Here is a 22,067-nt window from a genome sequence, read left to right on the forward strand (position 1 = left end):
ACAAAGACTCCTTGCCCGGCCGGTTCTTTCATCTGTGCGGGGTGGCGCAAGGGGGACCATGACCGTTAATATGAAAGAACTGTACTTTCGGTATCTTGCAGGAGCATCGGGAGCTCCAATCAACACCTAACAGGTGCGGCATCACCTGTGGGAGCACCATCACCTGTGGGAGCGGCGAAAGCCGCGAAAGGGATGGCCAGCCGTTCCGTGGCGTTGCAGCCGGCCGTTCCGTGGCGTTGCGGCCACCACCCCATCGCGCCTTGCGGCGCTCCCACAAAGACTCCTTGCCCGGCCGGTTCTTTCATCTGTGCGGGGTGGCGCAAGGGGGACCATGACCGTTAATATGAAAGAACTGTACTTTCAGTATCTTGCAGGATCTGCCAAAGTTCGAAGGAGCGCTTGTGGGAGCGGCGAAAGCCGCGATGAGGGCGCCCGGCAATCCAACAACCGTGCGTCACGCAAAAAAATCGCACCTTGCGGCGCTCCCACAAAAGGTCCTTGCCTGGCCGCTCTTTCGGCCGGGCGGGGTGGCAAAAGGGAATCCATCATCGTTGGGTCTCTTGTGAAGGCAGCTGGAAACCCGAGCGAAGACGGAATGCGGATCCAAGGAGGCGCTTCATGGGATTGCGGAACCTCGATCGGATTTTCAAGCCCAAATCGGTGGCGGTGGTGGGAGCCAGTGAACGGGGAGACAGCGTCGGTGGAGCGGTGATGCGCAATCTGGTGGAGGGGGGATACGCCGGGGCGATCCATCCCGTCAACCCCAAACGGAAAACGATCCGGGGCCTGGAGGCATGGCCCACCCTCGGCCGGGTGCCCGGCCCGGTGGATCTGGCCGTGGTGGCCACCCCCATCAACACCGTTCCCGCCATTATCCGCGAATGCGCGGCCAAGGGAGTGGGCGGTGCGGTGGTCCTTTCCGCCGGCGGAAAGGAGACGGGGGAAGAAGGGCGTCGCATCGAAGAGGCCATCCGCCTCGAGGCGGCGCAGGCCGGGGTGCGCATCATCGGTCCCAACTGCCTGGGAATCATCTGCCCCGGAGAACACCTGAACGCCAGCTTTGCCGCGCACATGCCCAAACCGGGGCGGCTGGCCTTCATCTCCCAAAGCGGGGCCTTGTGCACGGCCATCCTGGACCTGTCCCTCAAGGAGGGCATCGGGTTCAGCCATTTCGTGAGCATCGGGTCCATGCTGGACGTGGATTTCGCGGACCTCATCGATTTCTTGGGCAACGAGCCCCGCGTCACCAGCATCCTGCTCTACGTGGAAAGCATTCCCCACATGCGCCGCTTCATGAGCGCAGCGCGGGCGGTTTCCCGCATCAAGCCCATCGTGGTGCTCAAGTCGGGCCGGAGCCCCGCCGGAGCCCGCGCGGCGTCCTCGCACACGGGGGCCATGGCGGGTGAAGACGTCCTGTACGACGCGGCCTTCAAGAGGGCGGGGGTGGTTCGGGTGCAGACCATCGGCGAGTTGTTCGACTGCGCGGAGCTTCTGGCCAAGCAGCCGCGGCCGGAGGGACCCGGGTTGGCGATCATCACCAATGCCGGAGGTCCCGGCGTCATGGCCGCGGACGCCCTGGCGGACTACGGGTTGGAACCCGTGGCCTTGTCGGAGGAAACGCTCACCAAGTTGGACGCCTTTCTGCCACCCTTTTGGAGCCGCAACAACCCGGTGGACATCTTGGGGGATGCCTCTCCGGAACGCTACGCCCGGGCCCTGCAGGTGTGCATCCAGGCCCCGGAAGTGCATGGAGTGCTCCTCATTTTGACCCCGCAGGCCATGACGGACCCCACCGCCGTGGCCCGGGAAGTGGCCCGAACGGCGATCCGGAGGCCCTGTCCCGTCCTGGCGTCCTGGATGGGCGGCGTGGACGTGGAGGAGGGGCGGAACGTTCTCAACCAGGCGGGCCTGCCCACCTACCCCACGCCCGAGGCGGCCATCCGGGCGTTCCTCTACCTGCACGAATACGAAGCCAACCTGAAAATGCTTCGGGAAATTCCCAAGCGCTTCCGCCAGGATCTCACCTTCGATACGGATCGGGCGCGGCAGATCATCCGCAAGGGACTGGCGCGCTCCAACGGGGTGCTCACCGAGGTGGAGTCCAAACAGCTCCTGGAAGCCTATGGCATCCCCGTGGTGGCCACCCGGCTGGCTTCCGACGAGGACCATGCCGTTTCCCTGGCGCTGGAGCTGGGCTTTCCGGTGGCCATGAAGATCTGTTCGCCCGACATCCTCCACAAGACGGAAGCGGGCGGCGTGCGCCTCAATCTCCACAACGAGGCCGATGTGCGGAGCGCCTTCCGGGCACTCCTGCAGAGCGCACGGGTCTACATGCCCTCGGCGGACATCCACGGCGTGGCCGTGCAACCCATGGTGCCCGGCGGCCAGGTGGAGATCATCGTGGGCGCCAAGAAGGATGACCAGTTCGGGCCCGCCCTTCTCTTCGGCATGGGGGGAATCCTGGCCGAGATCCTGAAGGACCGGGCCGTGGGCCTGCCGCCCCTGAACCGGGCCCTGGCCCGACAGCTCATGGAAAACACCAAGGTCCACCGCGTGCTGCAGGGTTACCGAAGGATGCCCCCTGCGGACATGGAGGCCATGGAGGAGCTCCTGATTCGCTTGAGCCAGCTCGTGACCGATTTTCCGGAAATCATGGAATTGGACATGAACCCGGTGGTCCTTTTCCAGGCAAAGCCCTGGGCGGTGGACGCCCGGGTCCTGGTCCGGGAAAGCCGCGTCCCGGCCCCCATGCACCTCATCATCAGCCCCTACCCGGCCGCCTATGAGCTGCACACCATGACCTCGGGAGGGCTTTCCGTCTTCACCCGTCCCATCCGTCCGGAAGACGCCCCGCTCCTGGTGGATCTGTTCCACGTTCTGTCTCCCACCAGCATCTATTACCGCTTTTTCAGCCCCCTCAAGGAGCTTTCGGAAGACATGCTGGCGCGGTTCACCCAGATCGACTACGACCGCGAGATCGCCCTGGTGGCCCTGGAGGAGGGGGCCGGGGACGGCGAGAGGATGCTGGGGGTGGCGCGAGTCATCTCCGATCCCGACGGAAAGCGGGCGGAGTTTGCGGTTCTGGTGGGCGATCCCTGGCACGGCAAGGGCGTGGGCGCGCTCCTGCTGGAACGGTGCCTGCGCATCGCCAAGGAAAGGGGCATCCAAACGGTTTACGGGACGGTACTTCGAGAAAACACGCAGATGCTGGCGCTGGGGCGCAAACTGGGTTTCGCCGTTTGCAGCGTGCCGGAAACCAACGAATGCGAGTTGACCATCGATTTGACCAAGGTGGACTTCGGGAATCACGAATCCGGGAGAACCTGAGGAGCGCAGCACCTGCGGGAAGAGGCGGTTCTTCCCGCACACGGAAAGGACGTCGGGAGCCGGCGCAGCGGGCCCCAAGCGGGGAACCCGCTCCGGCAAGGAGGGGCAGAGATGGAAAAGAAGAGGATCTTGGCGGCGGTGGACGGGTCTCCGTGGTCGCACCTGGTGGTTCAGTACGTGGCCCAGATGGTCGATACCGGGATCCTGGAAATCGTTCTCTTTCACGTGAGTTCGCCCATTCCGGAGAGTTTCTGGGATCTGGAGAGGAACCCGGCGTTCCGGAGCCGCCTGGCGCCGGTGGCCGCTTGGGAAATGGCCCAGAAAAAGGCGGTGGAGGACTTCATGGAAGCGGCCACGGCCTCCCTGAAACGGGCGGGGGTGCCGGAAGAGGCCGTTCGGGTCGTGATCAAGCAGCGGGAAGTGGGCATCGCCCGCGACATCGCCTTCGAGGCCCACAAGGGCTACGACGCCGTGGTGGTGGGACGCCGGGGCGTGAGCGATGTCAAAGACCTGATCCTGGGAAGCGTGGCCACCAAGCTGCTGGGCCGGGTGGTGGACGTGCCCCTCTGGATCGTGGGAGAGACCGTGAGTCCCGACGGGGTCCTGGTGGCCATGGACGCCTCCGACGAGGCCCTCAAGGCGGTGGGTTTCACGGCGTCCATGGTGGGTCGGAAACCCAGGCGGGTCCTGCTGCTCCACGTCATCCGCGGCATGGATCCTGGGGCTCAGAGTGTTCTGCGGTTCTTCGCCCCCGAAGAACAACGGGACTGGTTGAAGAAGTCGGAAGAGGAACTGGAACGAGTGGTGGCCCATATGGACGCCGTGTTCGAGAGGGCCTTCACGGTGCTGGAAGCGGAAGGAGTGCCCCGGCACCTGATCGAGACGAAAGTGATCACGGGCGCCACCAGCCGGGCGGGCGCCATCGTACAGGAGGCCCGGGCAGGCAACTACGGGACCGTGGTGGTGGGCCGGCGGGGCTTGAGTCGCGTGGAGGAATTCTTCATGGGCCGGGTGAGCAACAAGGTGGTCCAGCTGGCCAAGGACCGCACCGTTTGGGTGGTGAACTGACGGCGGCTGGTGTGTCCCTGCACAACGGGTGACAGTTTATAGGAAACGCAACCTTGTCCTGTTCGTGCGTGCGGCCTGTAGGGGCGAATAATCATTCGCCCCTACAGGGACCCGTTCTCCAAAGGCGCGGTTCATCCTTCGTTTTCACGGCCCGTCCGTGGTGGGGGTAGGGAGGTGGATGCCATGAGTGGAACCGTTCTTGTTGCCGTGGATGCGTCCAAGCAGAGTCTGAACGCCGCCGCCTTGGCGGCCCGGCTCATGAGCCGTCAACGGGACCAGCGGGTCGTGCTCGTCCACTGCCTGTCCCAGGAGCTGCTTTCCGCCATGCAGAAGGCGGTGGGCAGCGGGGTCATCGAATGGCAGGAAATCGAAAAGCGCCAGATCCGGATGGCGGAAGAACTTCTGGAGAAGGCCCAAAAGTTCTTCGAGGACCTGGGGGTGGACCGGGACCGGGTGGAGCTGTCCGTTCAGAAAGACGGAGAAAGTCCGGCCCGCACCCTGGTTCGAATGGCCGAGACCCTGGGTTGCCACAGTCTCTTCCTGGGCCGGCGCGGGCTTTCTCCCATGAGACGCCTGCTGTTGGGCAGCACGTCCGACAAGGTGGCCCAATACGCCGTGGGGCGAACGGTCTGGGTGGTGGACGCCCCGCTGGAGGAACCCCGGGAGGTCCTGGTGGCCGTGGACTACCGGGAGGAATCGGAAGCGATCATCGACTACACGGCCCGGTTCCTGGCCCCGGTCCCGGGATTGAGATACACCTTCCTGCATCTCATCCCCCAGATCCCTCCCGCACTCTGGGACGACGGCCGGATTCTCAGTTCCCACGAACGGGAGGAGCGACTTCTCAAGGTCGAGCGCTGGATCGCAGAGTGCCGCCGGGCCGTGGACGGATATTTCGAAAAAGCCCGGGCGCTGCTGAAGGAAAAGGGCGTTCCGGACGACCACGTCAAGACCCTGGCCCGCCCCATCCGGGAAGGGATCGCGCGGGACATCGTCCGTTGGATACGGGAAAAACAGGTGGATGTGGCGGTCCTGGGAAAGAAGAGCCTGGGCAAGGGCAAGCCGTTTCTCATGGGCAGTCATGCCAACAAGATCCTGCACCATGCCGGAGGTGCGGCCCTGTGCCTGGTGGGCCACATGCCGGAAGAGGGCTGAGAAGGGGAATCTTTCCCGCGGGGCATTGGGCGGGCCGCTCCGGCCCTTCAGACGGCGCGGGCGGAAAGCACCCGTTGCAGCTCCTGGGCCAGGTCCTCGATGCGGTAGGGCTTGGCCACCACGCCGCAGAAGCCGAACTCGTGGGGCTTGGCCATGATCGGATCGCTGGAATAGCCGCTGGAGACGATGGCCCGCACCCCGGGGTCCAGCTCGCGGAGTCTCTGCAGGGTGCGGCGCCCGCCCATGCCCCCGGGGATGGTAAGATCCAGGATGACGGCATCGAAGGGATAGCCCGAGGCCATGGCTTCCCGGTACAGGTCCACCGCCTCCTGGCCGTGGCGGGATGCGACGCATTCGAACCCCAGATGCTGCAGCATCTCCGAAAGGACCTCCAGGACCACGGAATCGTCGTCCATGATGAGGATGCGGCCCGACCCGGAGGTCATGGGCTTCTGAGCCGACGGGGTCTCCTCGATTTCCCGGGCGTCTCTGGCCGGAAGATAGACCGTGAACGTGGTTCCCTCGCCCGGCACGGATCGGACGGCGATGTGACCGCCGTGCTTCTTTACGATGGAATAGGCCGTGGCGAGGCCCAACCCGCTGCCCTGGGCCTTGGTGGTGAAGTAGGGGTCGAAGATGGATCCCAGATGCTCTTCGGGGATGCCGCATCCCGTGTCGCTCACCGAAAGGGTCACGTAACGGCCGGGCGGGAGAGGGAGCGAGCCCGGATGGTCCAGGTTGCGGTTGGTCAGGCGGATGCGGACCGAGCCGCCTTCGTCCATGGCCTGGTGGGCGTTCAGGACCAGATTCTGCACCACCTGGCTGATTTGTCCCGCATCGAATTCGGCCGTCCAAAGGTCCTCGTCCACCACGAGTTCGCACCGGGTGGCCGTGCCCCTGAGGGTGAAGCGGGCGGAATCCCTGACCACGTCCTGAATACGTCCGGTCTTCTTCACCGGGCTGCCGCCCTTGGAAAAGGTGAGAAGCTGCCGGGTCAGCTCCTGGGCCCTGGCGCAGCCGCGCTCCAGCTCCTCCAGCCGGTTCTCGACGGGGGCTCCCACGGCCAACGATTGCTTGATCAGGGAAACATGGCCCAGGATTCCCGTGAGGATGTTGTTGAAGTCGTGAGCGATTCCGCCGGCCAGCACGCCGAGGGACTCCAGCTTCTGCGCCCTCAACCGCTCGGCTTCCGCCGCCTTGCGCTCCGAGATGTCGCGCACCACGCTCCACATGGAATCCGGAAGCCCCTCCTCGTCCCGGTGGAGATAGAGGCGCACCTCCACGTCCAGAAGCGTTCCGTCCTTTCGGCGGAGCCGCTTTTCGAAAAGATCCGAAAAACCGCGCTCCAGGACCTGCTCCCGAATGGTGCGCTCCATCGAATCGTGCCAGCGTTTGGGGGTGACGTCCCGGCAGGAAAGGCCCACCACCTCTTCAGGGCGGTCGTAGCCCAGCATCTTGGCGAAAGGAGTGTTGCATTCGATGATCGTTTGCCGGAGGTCCAGCCGGGCGTAGCCGTCCAGGCTCCTTTCATACAGTTCCCGGTAGTGCCGTTCCGAAGTTCTCAGGCGGGCTTCGGCCCGCTTGCGTTCCTGGAGTTCCGACAGGAGCCTGCGGTTGGCTTCGGAAAGCTCCACCGTCTGCTGTTGAACCCGCTGCTCCAAAACCTGACGGGCCTCGAAGATCTGCCGGTCCAGGTCGTGGCGGGCGATCATGGCCCCCATCATGTCGGCGGCGATCTTGAGGGCCTCGATCTCGGCGCGATTCCAGGTCCGGTCCTGAAGGCAGTCGTCGAATCCCATGAACCCCCACCAGTCTCCGCTGACGAAGATGGGAGTCACCACGAGAGAAAGGATCCCTTGGGACTGGAGGATGTGCTGTTCGGAAGCCGGGAAATCGCGGACCCGTCCGTAAACGGGCTCTCCCCTTTCCATCAGATGCACCCACCGGGAAAAGCCGCCCTCATGCCAGGGGAAATTTTGAAGGGCCGGGTTGTGGATCTGGGGCTCGATGCCCGGAGCCGCCCATTCGTGGCGCTGGCTGGTGCAGAAGGTCCCGTCTTCGTCCAGGTGGTTCTGGAAAATGTAAACGCGGCTCACGGCGGCGGCCTCCCCCAGCCGTTGAAGGATGGCCTCCATGGAAGCCCCCGAAGGGGATTCCCGCAGGAAATGTTGCGCCGCGAAGGCCACGGCCTCCAGGATGGCGTCCCGTTTCAGAAGGGCCTCTTCGGCGGCCTTCCGCTCCGTTATGTCAAACAGGACGCCGTGGAAGCTGGTGGAGCCGTCCGGCTCTCGGGATACGGAGGCCTCGTCCCAGAACCAGCGGCTCTTCCCGTCGACCCCCACGAGCCGGTATTCGCACCGGATGGGACGGCCTTCGCTGCGGGCTCGGCGGCGGACCTCCAGGACACGGTCCAGGTCGTCCGGGTGGATGCACCCTTCCAGGAAATCCCGGGCGGGGGGCATCTCACGGAAGCCGCAAGACAGGTAAGATTCCGCCTGCGGACTGACGTAGATGAGCCGTTGACTTTCACCTCCTCGTTCCTGGTAAATGATGGCCGGGACCTTTTCGACCATGTTTTTGAACCATGCGGCATCCGGAATGTTTCCGGTGTGGAGGCGAGACTGTTTGGAGTTGTGCATGGACACCCGACCTCCGGGATTGATTTCAGAGCGTTTCCCCATTCCCCAGGATCACCAGAGGCTTGGGGTGAGAGGTGGAGTTGGTACCGGCTGCCTTTCCTGCCAGATCAAAAGAATACCATCCTGACTTATTTCCTAGAGTTTCAAATGTCAACAGATATTGTGGATAATAGGGCTGGATTCCGGAGAGTTAGGCCGTGGGCAGCCGCGCTGCCGGGATTCCAGCCAGCCCCGGTCCACCCTGGCCCCGGAGTGCCGGACGGGCGTCGGCGATCCACCGGAGAGGTCCCGGATTGTGAAAGATTTCAAGTCGCGTTGTCGGCAAGCCGATAGGAAATACGTGAACCTGTTCCATGAAATTGAAAGCGGGAGTGCCCATGGAGATCATCACGACGCACAAGAACGTGGACTTCGACGCCCTGGCATCGGTGGTGGCGGCCCAGAAGCTCTATCCCCAGGCCCGCATCGTGCTCCCCCGATCCATCAACGCCAACGTGAAAGCCTTCCTTTCCATCCACAAGGACCTTTTCCAGGTCCTGTCGCCTTTGGAAGTGCCCCACGACGAAGTGAAGCGGCTCATCGTGGTGGACGCCAAGCGCTGGGACCGTCTGGACTGTCTGGACCCCCTTCGCCGCCGCCCGGACCTGGAGGTGCACGTGTGGGACCACCATCCGGGAGTGGGCGACATCGAGGCCCGTGAGTTTCGCTGGAGCGATACGGGGGCGGCGGTGACCCTGCTGGTGGAGGAACTGGCGGAACGGGGGACCCCCCTGGACCCGGTGCAGGCCACGCTCTTTCTGGCGGGCATCCACGAGGACACGGGCCACCTCACCTTTCCCTGCACCCGGCCGCGGGACGCCCGTGCGGCGGCCTTCCTGCTGGAAAAAAACGCCGATCTCCACGTGATCCAGACGGCGCTGAGGCCCGGCTACGGCCCCCAGCACAAAGCCATCCTGACCCGCTTGCTGGAAACGGTGGTGCGCGACAAGATCTCCGGCCATGTGATCTGCTTTGCGCGGGCGGACGTGAACGGCTACGTGCCGGACCTGGCGTCCGTGGTCACCATGCTCCGGGACGTGCTCAGCTGTGACGCCGTCTTCGGCCTCTTCTGGGACGAGCGGCGCAACCAGACCATCGTCATCGGCCGAAGCGGCGCGGACACCCTGGATCTTGCCCAGGTGCTCCGAACCATGGGCGGCGGCGGCCGGCCCGAGGCCGCATCCGCCGTGGTCAAGGCCGCCAGGCCCGACGGGGTGGAGACGTGGCTCCGGGAGATCCTCAACCAGAACGGAAACGGCTCGGTCAAGATCTTTGATCTCATGTCCTTTCCGGTCTTCACGGTTGGACCCGAGGAGACGGCGGAAGCAGTGCACGAGGAACTCCGCCGGCGGGGCCACACCGGGGCGCCCGTGGTGGAGGACGGGCGCCTGGTGGGCGTCATTTCCATCCGGGACCTGGTCAAGCTCACCCGACCCACCCAGCGGAGCGCTCCGGTGAAGGCCTACATGAAAAGGGACGTTCGCACCATCAGCCCCCAGTGCACCATCACGGAGGCGCTGCGCCTCATGGTCAAACACGACATCGGCCGCCTTCCGGTCCTGGAAGACGGCCGACTGGTGGGCATCGTCACCCGATCCGATCTGATGCTCTACTATTACAACCTGATCTAGAAAGCGGGCTTTGTTGGTCATCCCCGCCAAAGCGGGATCCATGGCGGACAAAGGCAGCGGTCTCAGAACTTCACGGTCTTGATGATCGACTCGTATTCCTGGACCTCCTCCGGAGTGAGTTCGCGCCGGAGGAGTTTCCTGTTCACCAGGATGGGACATTTTTCGTGCAGGGCCAGAGCCACGGCATCGCTGGGCCGGCTGTCGAAGACCACCTCCTCCCCGTTGATCTCGGCCACGATCCGTGCATAGTAGGTGTTCTCCTTCATGGTGTAGATCTCCACCCGAAGGAACCGCACCCCGGCCCGCTCCAGGATCGTGAGATAGGTGTCGTGGGTCAGGGGACGCTTGGGTTCCACGAACCCCTTTTCCTTGGCGATGGCCGTGATCTCGCTGTCCCCCACGAACATGAGGAAGTACTGGCCGGCGTCCTCCGATTCCTTCAGGATCACCATGTTGCCCTGCTGCCGGTCCGTCTTGATGTAGACCTCGTTGGCCACTATGAAATCACTGTTTTCCATCGAGCCACCTCCTTCGGGGTCCCGTTGGTTGCCGATGCCGCTTTTCGCGTTTCCTGGAATTATAAGGACAAGGGGCGGGAATCGTAAATCGTAAATCGTGAGTGGTGAGTGGTGAGTGGTGAGTGGTGAGTGGTGAGTGGTGAGTGGGGCGTGGGGCGTGGGGAGTCGGTGGTCGGGGGTGCGGAAGATCCCTCCCCCTTTTTCCAAAGGGGGGGCCGGGGGGAGATCGGTCCCCATGGATGAGTATGGGAAAAGGGCCATTGACATTACCGACGAGTGGTTTTAGAAGCCGTAAACGAAATGGTCCTGTCACAGGAATATCAACCTATCAAGTGAAGCGAATCGGAGGAGGTGGATCATCATGCGCATCTGTTTCCCGGTATCTCAAGAAAAGGGGTGGGAAAGCCCCGTCTTCGGTCATTTCGGGTCGGCGCCGGCCTTTGTGATCGTGGATACGGACAGCGGGCAACTGGAGGAGGTGACAAACGGGGATCTTCATCACGCCCATGGCATGTGCCAGCCCCTGAAGGCCCTGGGAGGCCGACAGGTGGACGGTGTGGCGGTGGGAGGCATCGGCATGGGCGCCCTCATGAAGCTCCAGGCCCAGGGAATCACGGTCTATCGGGCCGTGGAAGGGACCGTAAAGGACAACCTGGCCATGCTCAAGGAAGGGAAGCTGCCCGTCTTCTCGTCGGATTGGACCTGCGCCGGCCATGGCCATGCGGGAGGTTGCGCCCATCGCTAGCGCCCTGCGGACACATTGCTGCGCGGGGGTGGTTTCCCGCCGGCGTTTCCGGCGGGATACGGGAAGGATAGCAATGCCGATTTACGAATACGTATGCGGTCGGTGCGGCCGGGTTTCGGAACACCTGGTCTTCGGGGGTTCCGAACCGACGGTGTGCACCCATTGTGGAAGCGGGGCCCTCCACAGGCTCTTGTCGGCTCCGTCTCCGGCCTCGGGGAGTCGTCCGGCCCATCGGGTGGCGAGTGCCGGCGACACGGGGTGCTGCGGTTCCAGCCCGGGCACCCGGGGATGTGTTCCCGGGTCCTGCTGCGGAAAGGCCTAGAGCCCTTCGAAAACGGTACGGACGACCGTTCTTCTCGCACCGCAGCCCTTTAGGGCTGCGGAAGAGCCCCCGGCGTCGGGTGGGCATTCGGGTATTGCGTGTCAATTCCAGGGGGTGCGTCGGCCCTTTCCCGTGGGGCTAAAGCCCCGCGGCTACGAAAAGAACGGGAATCCTCCGGCTTCCTGAGCCGGGGTGACATTCTCGGATAAAGTCCCACCGAGCGGGGCAAGACAACGAAGGATGAAACGCACCTTTTGGAAGCCGGCTCCTGTAGGGGCGAATGATTCTTCGCCCCTACAGGCCGCGGGCACGAACGGTGCGGGGTCGCGTTTCATATGAGTTCCCGGCGGACCGAAGCCCTGGCGGCCGGCTTTCGTAGATCCCGGTTCGGCCGGCGATCCGGAGTGCTTCCGCCCTGCAGGGGCTTTCGGGCGCCGCGGTGCAGGGGTTCCGCTACCGGATTTTCCAGCGGGTGCCTTCCGGGGTGTCTTCCAGTTGCACGCCCATGTCCGTCAGCTGATCCCGGATGCGGTCGGCCTCTTCGAAATCCTTGGCCTTGCGCGCCTGGTTGCGCTTTTCGATCAGCTCCTCCACCTGGGCTTCCGAAAGGCCCTTTTCCCGCACCTTGAGCCGGCGCAGCTCCCGGAAGAAGGCCTCCGGCGGACGGGTGAGCAGTCCCAGGACGCCGGCGTGTCCCTTGACAGTCTCGGCCCCCATGCGGGCCAGGGCGGCGGCGGGGCCTTTCAGCTTCTTGCGGCCGAAGGAATCGAGAAACCGCTGGAGCGCCCGCTGCACTTCGAACAGGTGGCCGATGGCCTGGGCCGTGTTGAAGTCGTTGTCCATGGCTTCCCGGAACTGGTCCGGAAGGGATTGGATTTTCTCGAAAAGCTCCTTGTCCTGGGCCATGAGAGCCTTTTCGTGGACCGAGCCCTCCTCCGGCGCATCGGGGACTCGTTTCTCCACCTCTTCCAGGGTGGCGTAGAGGCGTTCTAACGCCCGTTCAGCCTCGGCCAAGGCTTCGTCGGAAAAGTCCACGGGGCTCCGGTAGTGCTTGCTGATCACAAAAAGCCTCAAGGTCTCGGGGTGGACCGACTTCAGGATGTCCCGAATGGTGAAGAAGTTGCCCAGGGACTTGGACATCTTTTCGTTGTTGATGTTGACGAAGCCGTTGTGGATCCAGTAGCGCACGAAGGGCACGCCGAAGGCGGCCTCGCTCTGGGCGATCTCGTTTTCGTGGTGGGGAAAGATGAGGTCCTTGCCCCCGCCGTGCAAATCGAAGGTGGGGCCCAGGAATCGACTGCCCATGGCCGAGCACTCGATGTGCCAGCCCGGGCGGCCCGGTCCCCAGGGGCTGTCCCAGGCGGGTTCGCCGGGTTTGCTGCCCTTCCACAGGACGAAGTCCAGCGGGTTTTTCTTGTTGGGATCCACCTCCACGCGCGCTCCCGCCATCATGTCGTCCAGGCTGCGCCCGGACAGTTTGCCGTACTCGGGAAACTTCTCCACGGAAAAGTAGACGTCCGATCCCGCCTGGTAGGCGATGCCCTTTTCTTCCAGTCGTCGAATGATTTCGATCATCTGGGAGATGTTTTCCGTGGCCAGGGGTTCCAGGTCGGGCCGGAGCACGTCCAGGGCGTCCATGTCCTCGTAGAAGGCGGCGATGTACCGGTCGGCGATGGTGCGGTAGTCCGTTCCTTCCTCGTTGGCCCGCTTGATGATCTTGTCGTCGATGTCCGTGAAGTTGCGGACGTAGGTGACGTCGTAGCCCCGGTACTTCAGGTATCGATAGATCACGTCGAAGACGATGGCCGATCGGGCGTGGCCCACATGGCACAGGTCGTAGACGGTGACGCCGCACACGTAGAGCCGGACCTTGCCGGGTTCCAGGGGCTGGAAGGCTTCCTTCTTCTTGGTGAGCGTGTTGTAGACGGTCAGGGTCATGAAACCGCTCCTTCCTCTCTCTTTTCGATCAGGACCACGGCATAGGCGGCGATACCCTCCCTTCTGCCGACGAATCCAAGCCCTTCGGTGGTGGTGGCCTTGACGTTGACCGCTTCGGGTTCCAGCCCCATGGCGTGGGCGATCCGTTCGCACATCCGAGGGATGTGGGGTGCCAGCTTGGGCCGTTCGGCCAAGACCACGGCGTCTGCATTGACCGGCCGGTAGCCGGCGCGGCCGACGAGCCGCGTGCACTCCTCCAGCAGGAGAAGGCTGGAAATCCCGCGATACCTTTCTTCCGAGTCCGGGAAGTGGCGGCCGATGTCTCCCAGGGCCGCCGCCCCCAGCAGGGCGTCGCAGACGGCATGCACCAGGACGTCCGCATCCGAATGGCCCAGGAGCCCCCGGTGGTGGGAAATCTCCACGCCGCCCAGGACGAGCGGCCGGCCTTCGGCGAACCGATGCACATCGTAGCCCATTCCCACCCTCATGGGTTTCCTCCCTCCCCCTAATTTTTTGCGATCATGGCCGCCCTCGAGCCACCCCGCGTGGGTGAAGGGCCCGTACCGGGCTGCAACTCGTCCTGTGGGAGCGCCGCATTACCGCCCATTCGCATACACAGACCGTTTCCTTTTGCCTCAAACCCCCTCACGGAGGTGCGTGACAGCGAAGGATGAAATGCACCTTTCGGAAGCTGACCGCTGTAGGGGCGAATGATCATTCTCCCCTATAGTTCCGTGTGCGGATGGTATCCGGTCATGTTTCCTATAGACTCCCCGACCGTGATCCGTCGCGGGCGGTGTCCTTCAGGTGTTGCCAGGCCCAGCGGAGGTCCTCCGGGGTGGTGATCTTTACGTTGGTGCGCTCCCCCTCCACCACGGCCACCGCCATTCCCAGCTCTTCCACCAGGGCGGCGTCGTCGGTGGCCTGAAGGCCCTCCTTTGCCGCTCTTTCGTAGGCCGTGAGAAGGATGTCCCGTCGGAAGACCTGCGGGGTCTGCGCGAGCCACACACGACGGCGGTCCAGGGTCTTTTCCACGCGGCCGTTTCGGACCAGCTTGACCGTGTCCACGGCGGGGCAGGCGCAGACGGCGGCGCCCGTCTCCCGGGCGGCTTCCAGGGTGCGCCGGAAGAGATCCGGGGAGGCGAAGGGCCTCACCCCGTCGTGGATGCAGACCCAGCGGCACGAAGAAGGCAAAACGTCCAGGCCGTTTCGCACGCTGTCCTGGCGCTCCCGGCCTCCCGCCGTCACCCGGGCGGGACAGGGCGGCTTCACGTCGTCCAGAAGGCCCTCCGCCCATTCCAGAAACGGCGGTGGAACCACCACCACCACGCCGTTCAAGAAGTCCAGGCCGTGAAGGACGTCCAGGGTCCAGGCCAACAAGGGCTTTCCCTCCAGGTGGTGGAACTGCTTGGGGTGGGGAAGGCCCATGCGCACGCCGCTTCCCGCGGCGGGGACGATCATCCACACCTCTTCGGCGGTCCCGGGCCCCCTGGTGCCGTTTTCCATTCCGCCTCCGTACGCTTCCGCATCCGGCCGCGCCGATTCGCTCCTGGCCGTTCATTCGTCATCAGAAAAAAAGGGGGATTGGAGGAGCGCGTAAGCCGGGTTCTGTTCCCGCCGGGAAGGGCGGGCCCCGATCATTCCTCTAGGCCCGACGTTACCGCCGGGCTCGAGCGGCCGACCCGGGAGCTTCAGGCGGGCAACCCTCAAACGCTCCCCTACTTGGCCTTGCTCCGGGTGGGGTTTACCTAGCTCCCGGTGTCACCACCGGGACTGGTGAGCTCTTACCTCACCGTTTCACCCTTACCGAGCCCTCAGCCGGGCCGGCTGAAGACTCGGCGGTCTGTTTTCTGTGGCACTTTCCTGCTCGTCGCCGAGACTGGGCGTTACCCAGCACCCTGCCCTGTGGAGCCCGGACTTTCCTCCCGTCACGCCCGGGGGCGCGACCGGCGATCGGGTACGCTCCTCCAAATCCCCTTGAAAATTAGCAATAAATGGAGACAAGTGCAAGGGACGCAGGTTCCGGTGGGTTGAAGCGAAGTTCAGTCCACGGGCCGGATGTTTCGGCGGGCCCAGCCGATGAGCTCCTCGTAGGTGGTCCCTTTGGGGAAAAACTCCGCGACACCCAGCGCCTTGAGCTCGTTCACGGCCGTCTCATCGAAGTATCCGCCGGCCGTGACGCCGATGGCATGGGCGCCGTTTTCCTGGAGCCGCTCGAACAGGTGCCGGAACTGATCCAGGGTCGCTCCGGGCAGCGTTGTGATGCCGATGTGGTCCACCGATTCCTGCAGGGCGGCGTTGACGATGGCCCGGGGATCTTCCGATTCGGTGTAGATCACCTCGAAGCCCGCCTCGCTGAAGGCTCCCGCGAGCCGCATCAGGGCCGCTTCGTGGCCCTCTCCGAACTTGGCCATGAGAATCCGCACCTTTCGCTTGCTCATAGGTTCTCCTCCCATTCCAGAGTCGGCGTGGCCGTCCCGGCGGCTCGGGACGGGTGGAGCGGCGCTGCGGCGCGTGCCCGCCCGGTTCGGGCTCCTTTACGGAGCCTCGTGTCAACTTCCCTGATACTTGAACGAAATGGCGACCCGCGCCCGATAGGCGACCACCTTCCCCTCTTCCAGCTTCATGTCCAGCTTGGTGATTTCGGCGATTCTCAGGTCCCGGAGCGATTTGGCCGCCGTCTCCACGGCGTTCTTGGCCGCCTCTTCCCAGGAAACGGTGCTGGTACCCACCAGTTCAATGATCTTGTAGACGCTTTCCGCCATGGGTGCCCCCTTTCCGACCTGCGTGCCGTGCAGGTCCGCGGCACCCGCCGCGCCCGCCGCTCCACGCCCATCTCCCCCGCCCCCCTTTGGGAAAGAAGGGAGGCGGATCACGGGTTACGGATCACGGATAACGAACATATAACCGGGCCGAAGGCGGAAGCGTAGAAAAAACCCGATTCCCTTCAGAAAAGGCGCAGCTGCTGGGTGGTGCGGTAGGGCAGCCCCAGATGTTCGAAGGCCAGGCGGGTGGCCACGCGACCCCGGGGGGTCTTTTTCAAAAACCCCTCCTGGATCAGATAGGGTTCGTAGACCTCCTCCAGGGTGTCCTTCTCCTCGGACACGGCCGCCGCCAGGGTGTCGATGCCCACGGGACCGCCGTCGTATTTTTCGATGATGGTGGAAAGGATGCGCCGGTCCATGCGGTCGAAGCCCCGCTCGTCCACATCGAGCATCTTGAGGGCCGCATCGGCCACTTCCCGGGTGATCACACCTTCCGCCCGGACCTCCGCATAGTCGCGGACTCGGCGAAGCAGCCGGTTGGCGATCCGCGGGGTTCCCCGGGACCGTTTGGCGATCTCCAGGGCTCCGTGGTCGTCGATGGCGATGTTCAAGATCCGGGCGGCGCGCACCACGATCTCCTTGAGATCCTTCACGGGGTAGAACTCCAGGCGAAGCACCACCCCGAAGCGGTCCCGAAGGGGCGGCGACAGGAGCCCGGCCCGGGTGGTGGCGCCCACCAGGGTGAAGGGCGGGAGGTCCAGCTTGATGGTTCGCGCGGACGGTCCCTGACCGATGATGATGTCCAGCTGGAAGTCTTCCATGGCCGGGTACAGGATCTCTTCCACCACGTGGTTGAGCCGGTGGATCTCGTCGATGAAGAGAACCGAACGGGGCTCCAGGTTGGTGAGGATGGCGGCCAGGTCTCCGGGGCGTTCGATCACGGGGCCGGACGTGGCCCGGAAGGGCACGCCCATCTCATGGCTGATGATGGCCGCCAGGGAGGTTTTCCCCAGGCCCGGATGGCCGTGCAGCAGCACGTGATCCAGAGGTTCCCCGCGCTGGAGCGCGGCTTCCACGAAAATCTTCAGGTTTTCCTTGAGCGTGTGCTGGCCCAGGTATTCCTGGAAAGACCGAGGGCGGAGGCTGTTTTCCAGCCCCAGGTCCTCCTCCCGGGGATGCGGTTCCACCAATCGGTCCGTCATGTGGAAAGCCTTCTTCCTTTGGAGCTTGCGGCCGGCTCCTACAGAAAATGTTTCTTGGTTCGCTCTTTCATCCCGGCGGGGTGGAAATCCTCGCCATGATCGTTGGGAACGGCTCTGCAACTGAAGGCACAGAGGAATTTCCGTTCTCTCCGTAGCCGCGGGGCTTCAGCCTCGCGGGAAGGAGCCAGCGTGGTCCCATGACGTGTTGGGCCGTACCCGATGGCCCATCCGACGTCCGGAGATTCCTGCGCAGCCCTAAAGGGCTGCGCTACGAGAAGAGCCGGCATCCCCTTGAAACCAGAGAGGACGATTCTCTCTCATGCCGGGGTCCCGAAGGGCGGGCGTAAAACCCGCCCCTACGGAAACGCATTGGTTCCTTGGGTAGGGGCGGGGTTTATCCCCGCCCGTCACCGTCACCCCAGCATGCGAAGGGCCTCGCGCAGCAGCGCTTCCAGCGAGGGGGCGGCCTCCTCGCCCAGAGCGCTTCGGGCCTTCTTCAGGGCCTTGGTGGCCTCCGAGGGCCGATACCCCAGGTTCACCAGGGCCGAAAAGGCGTCGGCAAAACCGTCGTCTCCCGGCGGAGATTCGATGAGAGGCGCCTCCCGTTCGGGCACCTGCAGTTTCAGGCGGTCTTTGAGTTCCAGCAGGATGCGTTCCGCCGTCTTCTTGCCGATGCCCGGAATCTTTTGCAGCCGCTGCCGGTCCTGGAACTGCACCACGCGGCGCAGTTCGTCCGGCTGGATGCCGGAAAGGATGGTGAGAGCCATCTTGGGTCCGACGCCGGAGATGGCGATGAGGAGTCCGAACATCTCCTTTTCTTCCGCGGTATGGAAGCCGAAGAGCTGCAGGGCGTCCTCCCGAACGTGGGTGTGGACGTAAAGGGAGGCCGCGGCTCCCGTTTCCGGAAGATGGTAGAAGGTGCTCAAGGGCACGTGGACGCAATAGCCCACGCCGTGCACGTCCACGATCACATGGTCCGGCGCCTTGTGGCGAAGGATGCCTTCCAGATGGGCGATCATCGCTGTTCCCACACCTGCCGGCAGAGCCGCGAGCTGCGCGAGTGGATGTGGCAGACGGCCACCGCCAGCGCGTCGGCGGCATGGGAGCTCAACCGGCCGGTGACGCCCAAAAGGGTGCGAACCATCTGCATCACCTGGTCCTTGTCCGCCTTGCCGTAGCCCACCACCGCCTGTTTGATCTGCAGGGCGCTGTATTCGAACACGGGAAGCCCGGCATGGACGCCCGCCACCACCGCCGCGCCGCGCGCCTGGCCCAGAATGAGGGCGCTCTTGGCGTTTCGGGACATGAAGACGTCCTCCACGGCGCATTCGTCCGGGGCCGTCTCCCGGATGAGTGCATCGATCTTTCCGAAGATGAGCCCGAGCCTCTCGGGGAAGGGAAGGGACCCGGGAACGGCGATGGTGCCGCTGGCCACGTGCACCAGCCGATTTCCGTGGCCGTCCACCACGCCGTAACCGGTGTGGCGGGACCCCGGGTCGATGCCCAACACTCGAATCATGGCGGGGCGTCCGCGTTCATGGGCGTTCATTCGCGGCTCTGTTCGTCTTTACGCCACGGCATTCAGGATCTCGTCCGGAATGTCGAAGTTGGCGTAGGCGTGCTGCACGTCGTCGTTGTCTTCCAGCATGTCCATGAGCCGCAGGAGCTGCTGGGCGGTCTTTTCGTCTTCCACCCGCACGGTGGTCTGGGGCACCATGGTCACTTCCGCCATCTCATAGACCAGGCCCCGCTGGTCGAAGGCGGCCTTCACCTTTTCGAAATCGGCCACCGTGGTGACCACCTCGAACTGGTCCTCCTGATCCCGCACGTCTTCGGCGCCCGCCTCCAGGGCCACCTCCATGACTTCCTCTTCGCTCACCTTCTCCTTGCTGAAGACGATCAGGCCGTGCTTGTCGAACATCCAGGCCACGCAGCCGGCCTCCCCCAGGCTGCCCCCGTTCTTGGAAAAGATGTGGCGCACCTCGCTGGCCGCCCGGTTCCGGTTGTCGGTCATGGCCTCCACCAGGATGGCCACCCCGCCCGGGCCGTAGCCTTCGTAGATGACCTCTTCGTAGGCCGTTCCTTCCAGTTCGCCCGTGCCCTTCTTGATGGCCCGTTCGATGTTTTCTTTGGGCATGTTTTCCGCCTTGGCCGCGGCGATGGCCGCCCGCAGGCGGGGATTGGCTTCGGGATCGCCGCCGCCCATGCGGGCCGCCACGGTGATTTCCTTGATGAGCTTGGTGAAGATCTTGCCGCGCTTGGCGTCCTGGGCGGCCTTCTTGTGACGAATGGTGCTCCACTTGGAATGTCCTGACATCTGTCGGTCCTCCCTTATGTCGGCATCGCCTTGTAGTCCATGGCGAGAATGTAGATTTCCTTGCTCTGCTTTCTGGATGCGTCGGGCTTGACCACCTTCACCCGCCGGAACCGTCTCTTGGTCTCGGCCACCAAGGCGTGGAAGTCGCTCCCCTGGAAGATCTTGGAGCAGAAATGCCCGCCGGGGCGAAGCAGCCGGCAGGCCAGATCCAGGGCCCTCTCGTAGAGCAGTTCGGAACGGGCCGCGTCGGCCGCCTTGATCCCGGAGGTCTTGGGAGCCATGTCGCTCAAGACCACGTCGAACGGGCCGTGGCCGCGCAACAGGGCCTCCGTCTCCTCGTCGAAGATGTCCCGCTGGTAGGTGATCACGTGGGAAGGAAACCGGTGGGCAATGGGCTGAAGATCAACGCCCACCACCAGTCCTTTTGGGCCGACCACCCGCTCGGTGAACTGGATCCACGACCCGGGCGCCGCACCCAGGTCCAAAACCCGCTGACCGGGTTTGAGGATCCGGTGCTTCTTTTGGATCTGTTCCAGTTTGTAGATGGCGCGAGCAAGATAGCGTTCTTTCTTGGCCCGGTGAAAGTAATGGTCCTGGTATGGATGTGGCATTTAATAACCGCCTAGAAATTGTCTTATTTTTCCGAAGTTCATCTCTTAGCACAAAGACCGGGGCGTTGCAATCGGGGACGAACAGCTGCCGGCGGGTTTTGACACGGCCCGCCCGTCGCTTTATGGTGACCAATAGATGGGCGGATTCCCCACATAGCATCCCACACAACGGAGGTGTCTCATGACGCAGAAGGGTGCCGGTATCGAGGAACTGAGGGATTTTGCCGTGTCGGCCATCCGAAGGGCGGGCGAGGAGGCGTTGGGCTACTACGGCAAGGGGCGAGGCGACATCAAGTTCGACGAGGATCTGGTCACCGAAGCGGAACTTCGTCTCATCGAGTCCTTCCACCATCGGCTCCAGGAAAAGTTTCCCGGCCATGAGGTCTTCGGCGACGCCCCGCCGAGAAAAGAGTACGTGCACGGCCAGGAAGGGCACTTGTGGGTTTACGACGCCCTGGACGGAGTGGCCAACTTCCAGGCCGGCATCCCGCTTTGGGGCATGTCTCTGGCCCTGCTGGAGAACTTCTGGCCCGTTCTGGGGCTTTTCTACATGCCCGCCACCGGCGACCTCTTCTACGCCGAACCGGATACCGGCGCCACACTCAACGGAAACCCCATCCAAATCGCCTATTCCGGCGATATCAACAACGAAAGCCTGCTTTTCACCTATTCCCGGTTCCACACCCATTACCGTTCCAACTTCCCCGGCAAGATCCGCAACCTGGGCTGCACGGCGGCCCACATCTGCTATGTGGCCATGGGCCGAGCGGAAGGCGCTCTGCTGAACAGCGTCTCCTATCAGGACCTGGCCGCTGCCCAGGTGATCCTCAAGGCGGCGGGGGGCGCCATCGAGAAGGTGGAGGAGGCGGGGCCCTTCCACCTCAATGAGCACTTCGAGAGCCGGCGTATCGAGGTGCCCTTGCTGGCCGCGCCCAAGGGGGCCCACGAAGCGGTCCGCGGCTACCTGACCCGCACCGCCACGGTCTGACGCCTGCCTAACGATCATGGCTCGCTTTGCGCCACCCCGCATGGATGACGGAGCGAGCCAAGAAGCATTTTATGTGGGATCCGGCTTGCCGACGATCCGAATCGCGACCAGGGCCGCTCCTGCAATTGAAAAGACTCGCGTCTATTCGCGGTTGTCCTTCCCATCAACCCCCCCATCGCGGGGATCCCGTGACAAAGAAGGAAGAAACGCGCGTTTGGGAAGCAGGCCCCTGTAGGGGCGAAGGATTATTCGTCCCTACAGGTCGCGCGCACGAACGGAACGAAGTCACGTTTCATATGAGCTGATCGAGTTTTCTTAGTGTCCCATTGTCGCCGCGCGATCGGCGGGCGGGGATAAGCCCCGCCCTTTTTCCCTTTTCCTTCAAGCGACGGCCGGTTCCTGCCGATGGAAAGGCCGAGAGCTTGAAGGTCGAGCAATTCCATGGAAAGGGGACGGAGACGTGGCGGATCGTTCGGGCGGTAAGCCCGTGATCACCTGCCTGGAATGCGGGTGGTACCCGCTTTGTGAACCCGACGACCTTTACCGGCCGTGCGACCAGTTCATCCCCACCGAGGAATTGGCCGACCGGATGGGCCGGCGGCTCCACGAGGTGCTGACCCGCCACGGGGCGGAGGAGTCTTCCGGTGCCTCGGATCACCTGGACTTTCCCGGACGCAAGGAGGACGGAGAAGTCCACTAGCAGGCTGTCTGGTACGGGTTTCCGACGCAAGAGCCCAGGGAATCTCCGTTCTATCGTAGCCGCGGGGCTTCAGCCCCGCGGGAAAGGGTCATCGCAACCCAA

Annotated in this window: 20 protein-coding genes and 1 other RNA gene; 8 read left to right on the forward strand and 13 right to left on the reverse strand. The window is 63.8% G+C overall.

Annotated elements, in window-relative coordinates; translation table 11 throughout:
• Positions 1 to 618: 618 nt before the first annotated feature.
• From BUB04_RS09390 to BUB04_RS09400, 3 genes are all read left to right on the forward strand, one after another.
• A complete protein-coding gene (locus BUB04_RS09390) occupies positions 619 to 3,327 on the forward strand; it encodes a bifunctional acetate--CoA ligase family protein/GNAT family N-acetyltransferase (RefSeq protein WP_073038744.1) in 2,709 nt (902 codons plus the stop codon).
• Between the two features lie 111 nt (positions 3,328 to 3,438).
• A complete protein-coding gene (locus BUB04_RS09395; RefSeq protein WP_073038745.1) occupies positions 3,439 to 4,395 on the forward strand; it encodes a universal stress protein in 957 nt (318 codons plus the stop codon).
• A gap of 183 nt (positions 4,396 to 4,578) precedes the next feature.
• Positions 4,579 to 5,550, forward strand: coding sequence for a universal stress protein (locus BUB04_RS09400; RefSeq protein WP_073038746.1), 972 nt, complete (start codon positions 4,579 to 4,581; stop codon positions 5,548 to 5,550).
• Between the two features lie 47 nt (positions 5,551 to 5,597).
• On the opposite strand, the gene BUB04_RS09405 is transcribed toward BUB04_RS09400, so the two are convergent.
• Positions 5,598 to 8,189 carry a hybrid sensor histidine kinase/response regulator gene (locus BUB04_RS09405; protein WP_073038747.1) on the reverse strand — a complete coding sequence of 864 codons (2,592 nt, stop codon included), beginning with the start codon at positions 8,187 to 8,189 and terminating at the stop codon, positions 5,598 to 5,600.
• Between the two features lie 377 nt (positions 8,190 to 8,566).
• On the opposite strand from BUB04_RS09405, the gene BUB04_RS09410 reads away from it, so the two are divergent.
• Positions 8,567 to 9,859 carry a CBS domain-containing protein gene (locus BUB04_RS09410; protein WP_073038852.1) on the forward strand — a complete coding sequence of 431 codons (1,293 nt, stop codon included), beginning with the start codon at positions 8,567 to 8,569 and terminating at the stop codon, positions 9,857 to 9,859.
• A gap of 62 nt (positions 9,860 to 9,921) precedes the next feature.
• Here the strand turns inward: BUB04_RS09410 and BUB04_RS19325 are convergent, their stop codons facing one another.
• The gene (locus BUB04_RS19325) at positions 9,922 to 10,377 is read right to left on the reverse strand and encodes a bifunctional nuclease family protein (protein WP_073038748.1); all 456 of its coding nucleotides are present in this window, start codon (positions 10,375 to 10,377) and stop codon (positions 9,922 to 9,924) included.
• A gap of 361 nt (positions 10,378 to 10,738) precedes the next feature.
• Here BUB04_RS19325 and BUB04_RS09420 point away from each other — a divergent pair, with 361 nt between their 5' ends.
• Both BUB04_RS09420 and BUB04_RS09425 read left to right on the forward strand, forming a co-directional pair.
• Positions 10,739 to 11,122 (forward strand): NifB/NifX family molybdenum-iron cluster-binding protein, encoded by a 384-nt coding sequence (locus tag BUB04_RS09420; RefSeq protein WP_073038749.1) that lies wholly within the window; start codon positions 10,739 to 10,741, stop codon positions 11,120 to 11,122.
• Between the two features lie 73 nt (positions 11,123 to 11,195).
• Positions 11,196 to 11,444 (forward strand): FmdB family zinc ribbon protein, encoded by a 249-nt coding sequence (locus BUB04_RS09425; protein WP_073038750.1) that lies wholly within the window; start codon positions 11,196 to 11,198, stop codon positions 11,442 to 11,444.
• A gap of 453 nt (positions 11,445 to 11,897) precedes the next feature.
• Here the strand turns inward: BUB04_RS09425 and cysS are convergent, their stop codons facing one another.
• The 11 genes from cysS to BUB04_RS09480 all read right to left on the reverse strand — a co-directional run bounded on the left by cysS (position 11,898) and on the right by BUB04_RS09480 (position 20,277).
• Positions 11,898 to 13,382 (reverse strand): cysteine--tRNA ligase, encoded by a 1,485-nt coding sequence (gene cysS / locus BUB04_RS09430; protein ID WP_073038751.1) that lies wholly within the window; start codon positions 13,380 to 13,382, stop codon positions 11,898 to 11,900.
• Positions 13,379 to 13,870 (reverse strand): 2-C-methyl-D-erythritol 2,4-cyclodiphosphate synthase, encoded by a 492-nt coding sequence (gene ispF, locus BUB04_RS09435; protein WP_073038752.1) that lies wholly within the window; start codon positions 13,868 to 13,870, stop codon positions 13,379 to 13,381. Before ispF ends, cysS begins: the two co-directional genes overlap by 4 nt.
• A gap of 274 nt (positions 13,871 to 14,144) precedes the next feature.
• Positions 14,145 to 14,888, reverse strand: a complete 744-nt coding sequence (gene ispD / locus BUB04_RS09440; protein ID WP_073038753.1) for a 2-C-methyl-D-erythritol 4-phosphate cytidylyltransferase — start codon at positions 14,886 to 14,888, stop codon at positions 14,145 to 14,147.
• A 76-nt stretch (positions 14,889 to 14,964) separates the two neighbouring features.
• Positions 14,965 to 15,351, reverse strand: an RNA gene (rnpB, locus tag BUB04_RS09445) — RNase P RNA component class A.
• Between the two features lie 73 nt (positions 15,352 to 15,424).
• Positions 15,425 to 15,823, reverse strand: a complete 399-nt coding sequence (locus tag BUB04_RS09450; protein WP_073038754.1) for a cobalamin B12-binding domain-containing protein — start codon at positions 15,821 to 15,823, stop codon at positions 15,425 to 15,427.
• A gap of 111 nt (positions 15,824 to 15,934) precedes the next feature.
• Complete coding sequence (locus BUB04_RS09455) at positions 15,935 to 16,147, reverse strand: dodecin family protein (RefSeq protein ID WP_073038755.1); 213 nt, start codon at positions 16,145 to 16,147, stop codon at positions 15,935 to 15,937.
• A 182-nt stretch (positions 16,148 to 16,329) separates the two neighbouring features.
• Positions 16,330 to 17,349, reverse strand: coding sequence for a Holliday junction branch migration DNA helicase RuvB (ruvB, locus tag BUB04_RS09460; protein WP_073038756.1), 1,020 nt, complete (start codon positions 17,347 to 17,349; stop codon positions 16,330 to 16,332).
• Positions 17,350 to 17,762: 413 nt separating this feature from the next.
• Complete coding sequence (ruvA, locus tag BUB04_RS09465) at positions 17,763 to 18,368, reverse strand: Holliday junction branch migration protein RuvA (protein WP_073038757.1); 606 nt, start codon at positions 18,366 to 18,368, stop codon at positions 17,763 to 17,765.
• Positions 18,365 to 18,865 (reverse strand): crossover junction endodeoxyribonuclease RuvC, encoded by a 501-nt coding sequence (ruvC, locus tag BUB04_RS09470; RefSeq protein ID WP_073038854.1) that lies wholly within the window; start codon positions 18,863 to 18,865, stop codon positions 18,365 to 18,367. Before ruvC ends, ruvA begins: the two co-directional genes overlap by 4 nt.
• Positions 18,866 to 18,916: 51 nt before the next feature.
• Entirely contained in the window at positions 18,917 to 19,666 is a 750-nt protein-coding gene (locus BUB04_RS09475; RefSeq protein ID WP_073038758.1) for a YebC/PmpR family DNA-binding transcriptional regulator, read from the reverse strand.
• A 14-nt stretch (positions 19,667 to 19,680) separates the two neighbouring features.
• Complete coding sequence (locus BUB04_RS09480; RefSeq protein WP_073038759.1) at positions 19,681 to 20,277, reverse strand: RlmE family RNA methyltransferase; 597 nt, start codon at positions 20,275 to 20,277, stop codon at positions 19,681 to 19,683.
• 181 nt (positions 20,278 to 20,458) lie between these two features.
• On the opposite strand from BUB04_RS09480, the gene BUB04_RS09485 reads away from it, so the two are divergent.
• Both BUB04_RS09485 and BUB04_RS09490 read left to right on the forward strand, forming a co-directional pair.
• Positions 20,459 to 21,265 (forward strand): inositol monophosphatase family protein, encoded by an 807-nt coding sequence (locus BUB04_RS09485; protein WP_073038760.1) that lies wholly within the window; start codon positions 20,459 to 20,461, stop codon positions 21,263 to 21,265.
• A gap of 460 nt (positions 21,266 to 21,725) precedes the next feature.
• Positions 21,726 to 21,965, forward strand: a complete 240-nt coding sequence (locus BUB04_RS09490) for a hypothetical protein (protein ID WP_073038761.1) — start codon at positions 21,726 to 21,728, stop codon at positions 21,963 to 21,965.
• Positions 21,966 to 22,067 lie beyond the last annotated feature (102 nt).

It is taken from the genome of Desulfacinum infernum DSM 9756 (assembly GCF_900129305.1).
GTDB lineage: Bacteria > Desulfobacterota > Syntrophobacteria > Syntrophobacterales > DSM-9756 > Desulfacinum > Desulfacinum infernum.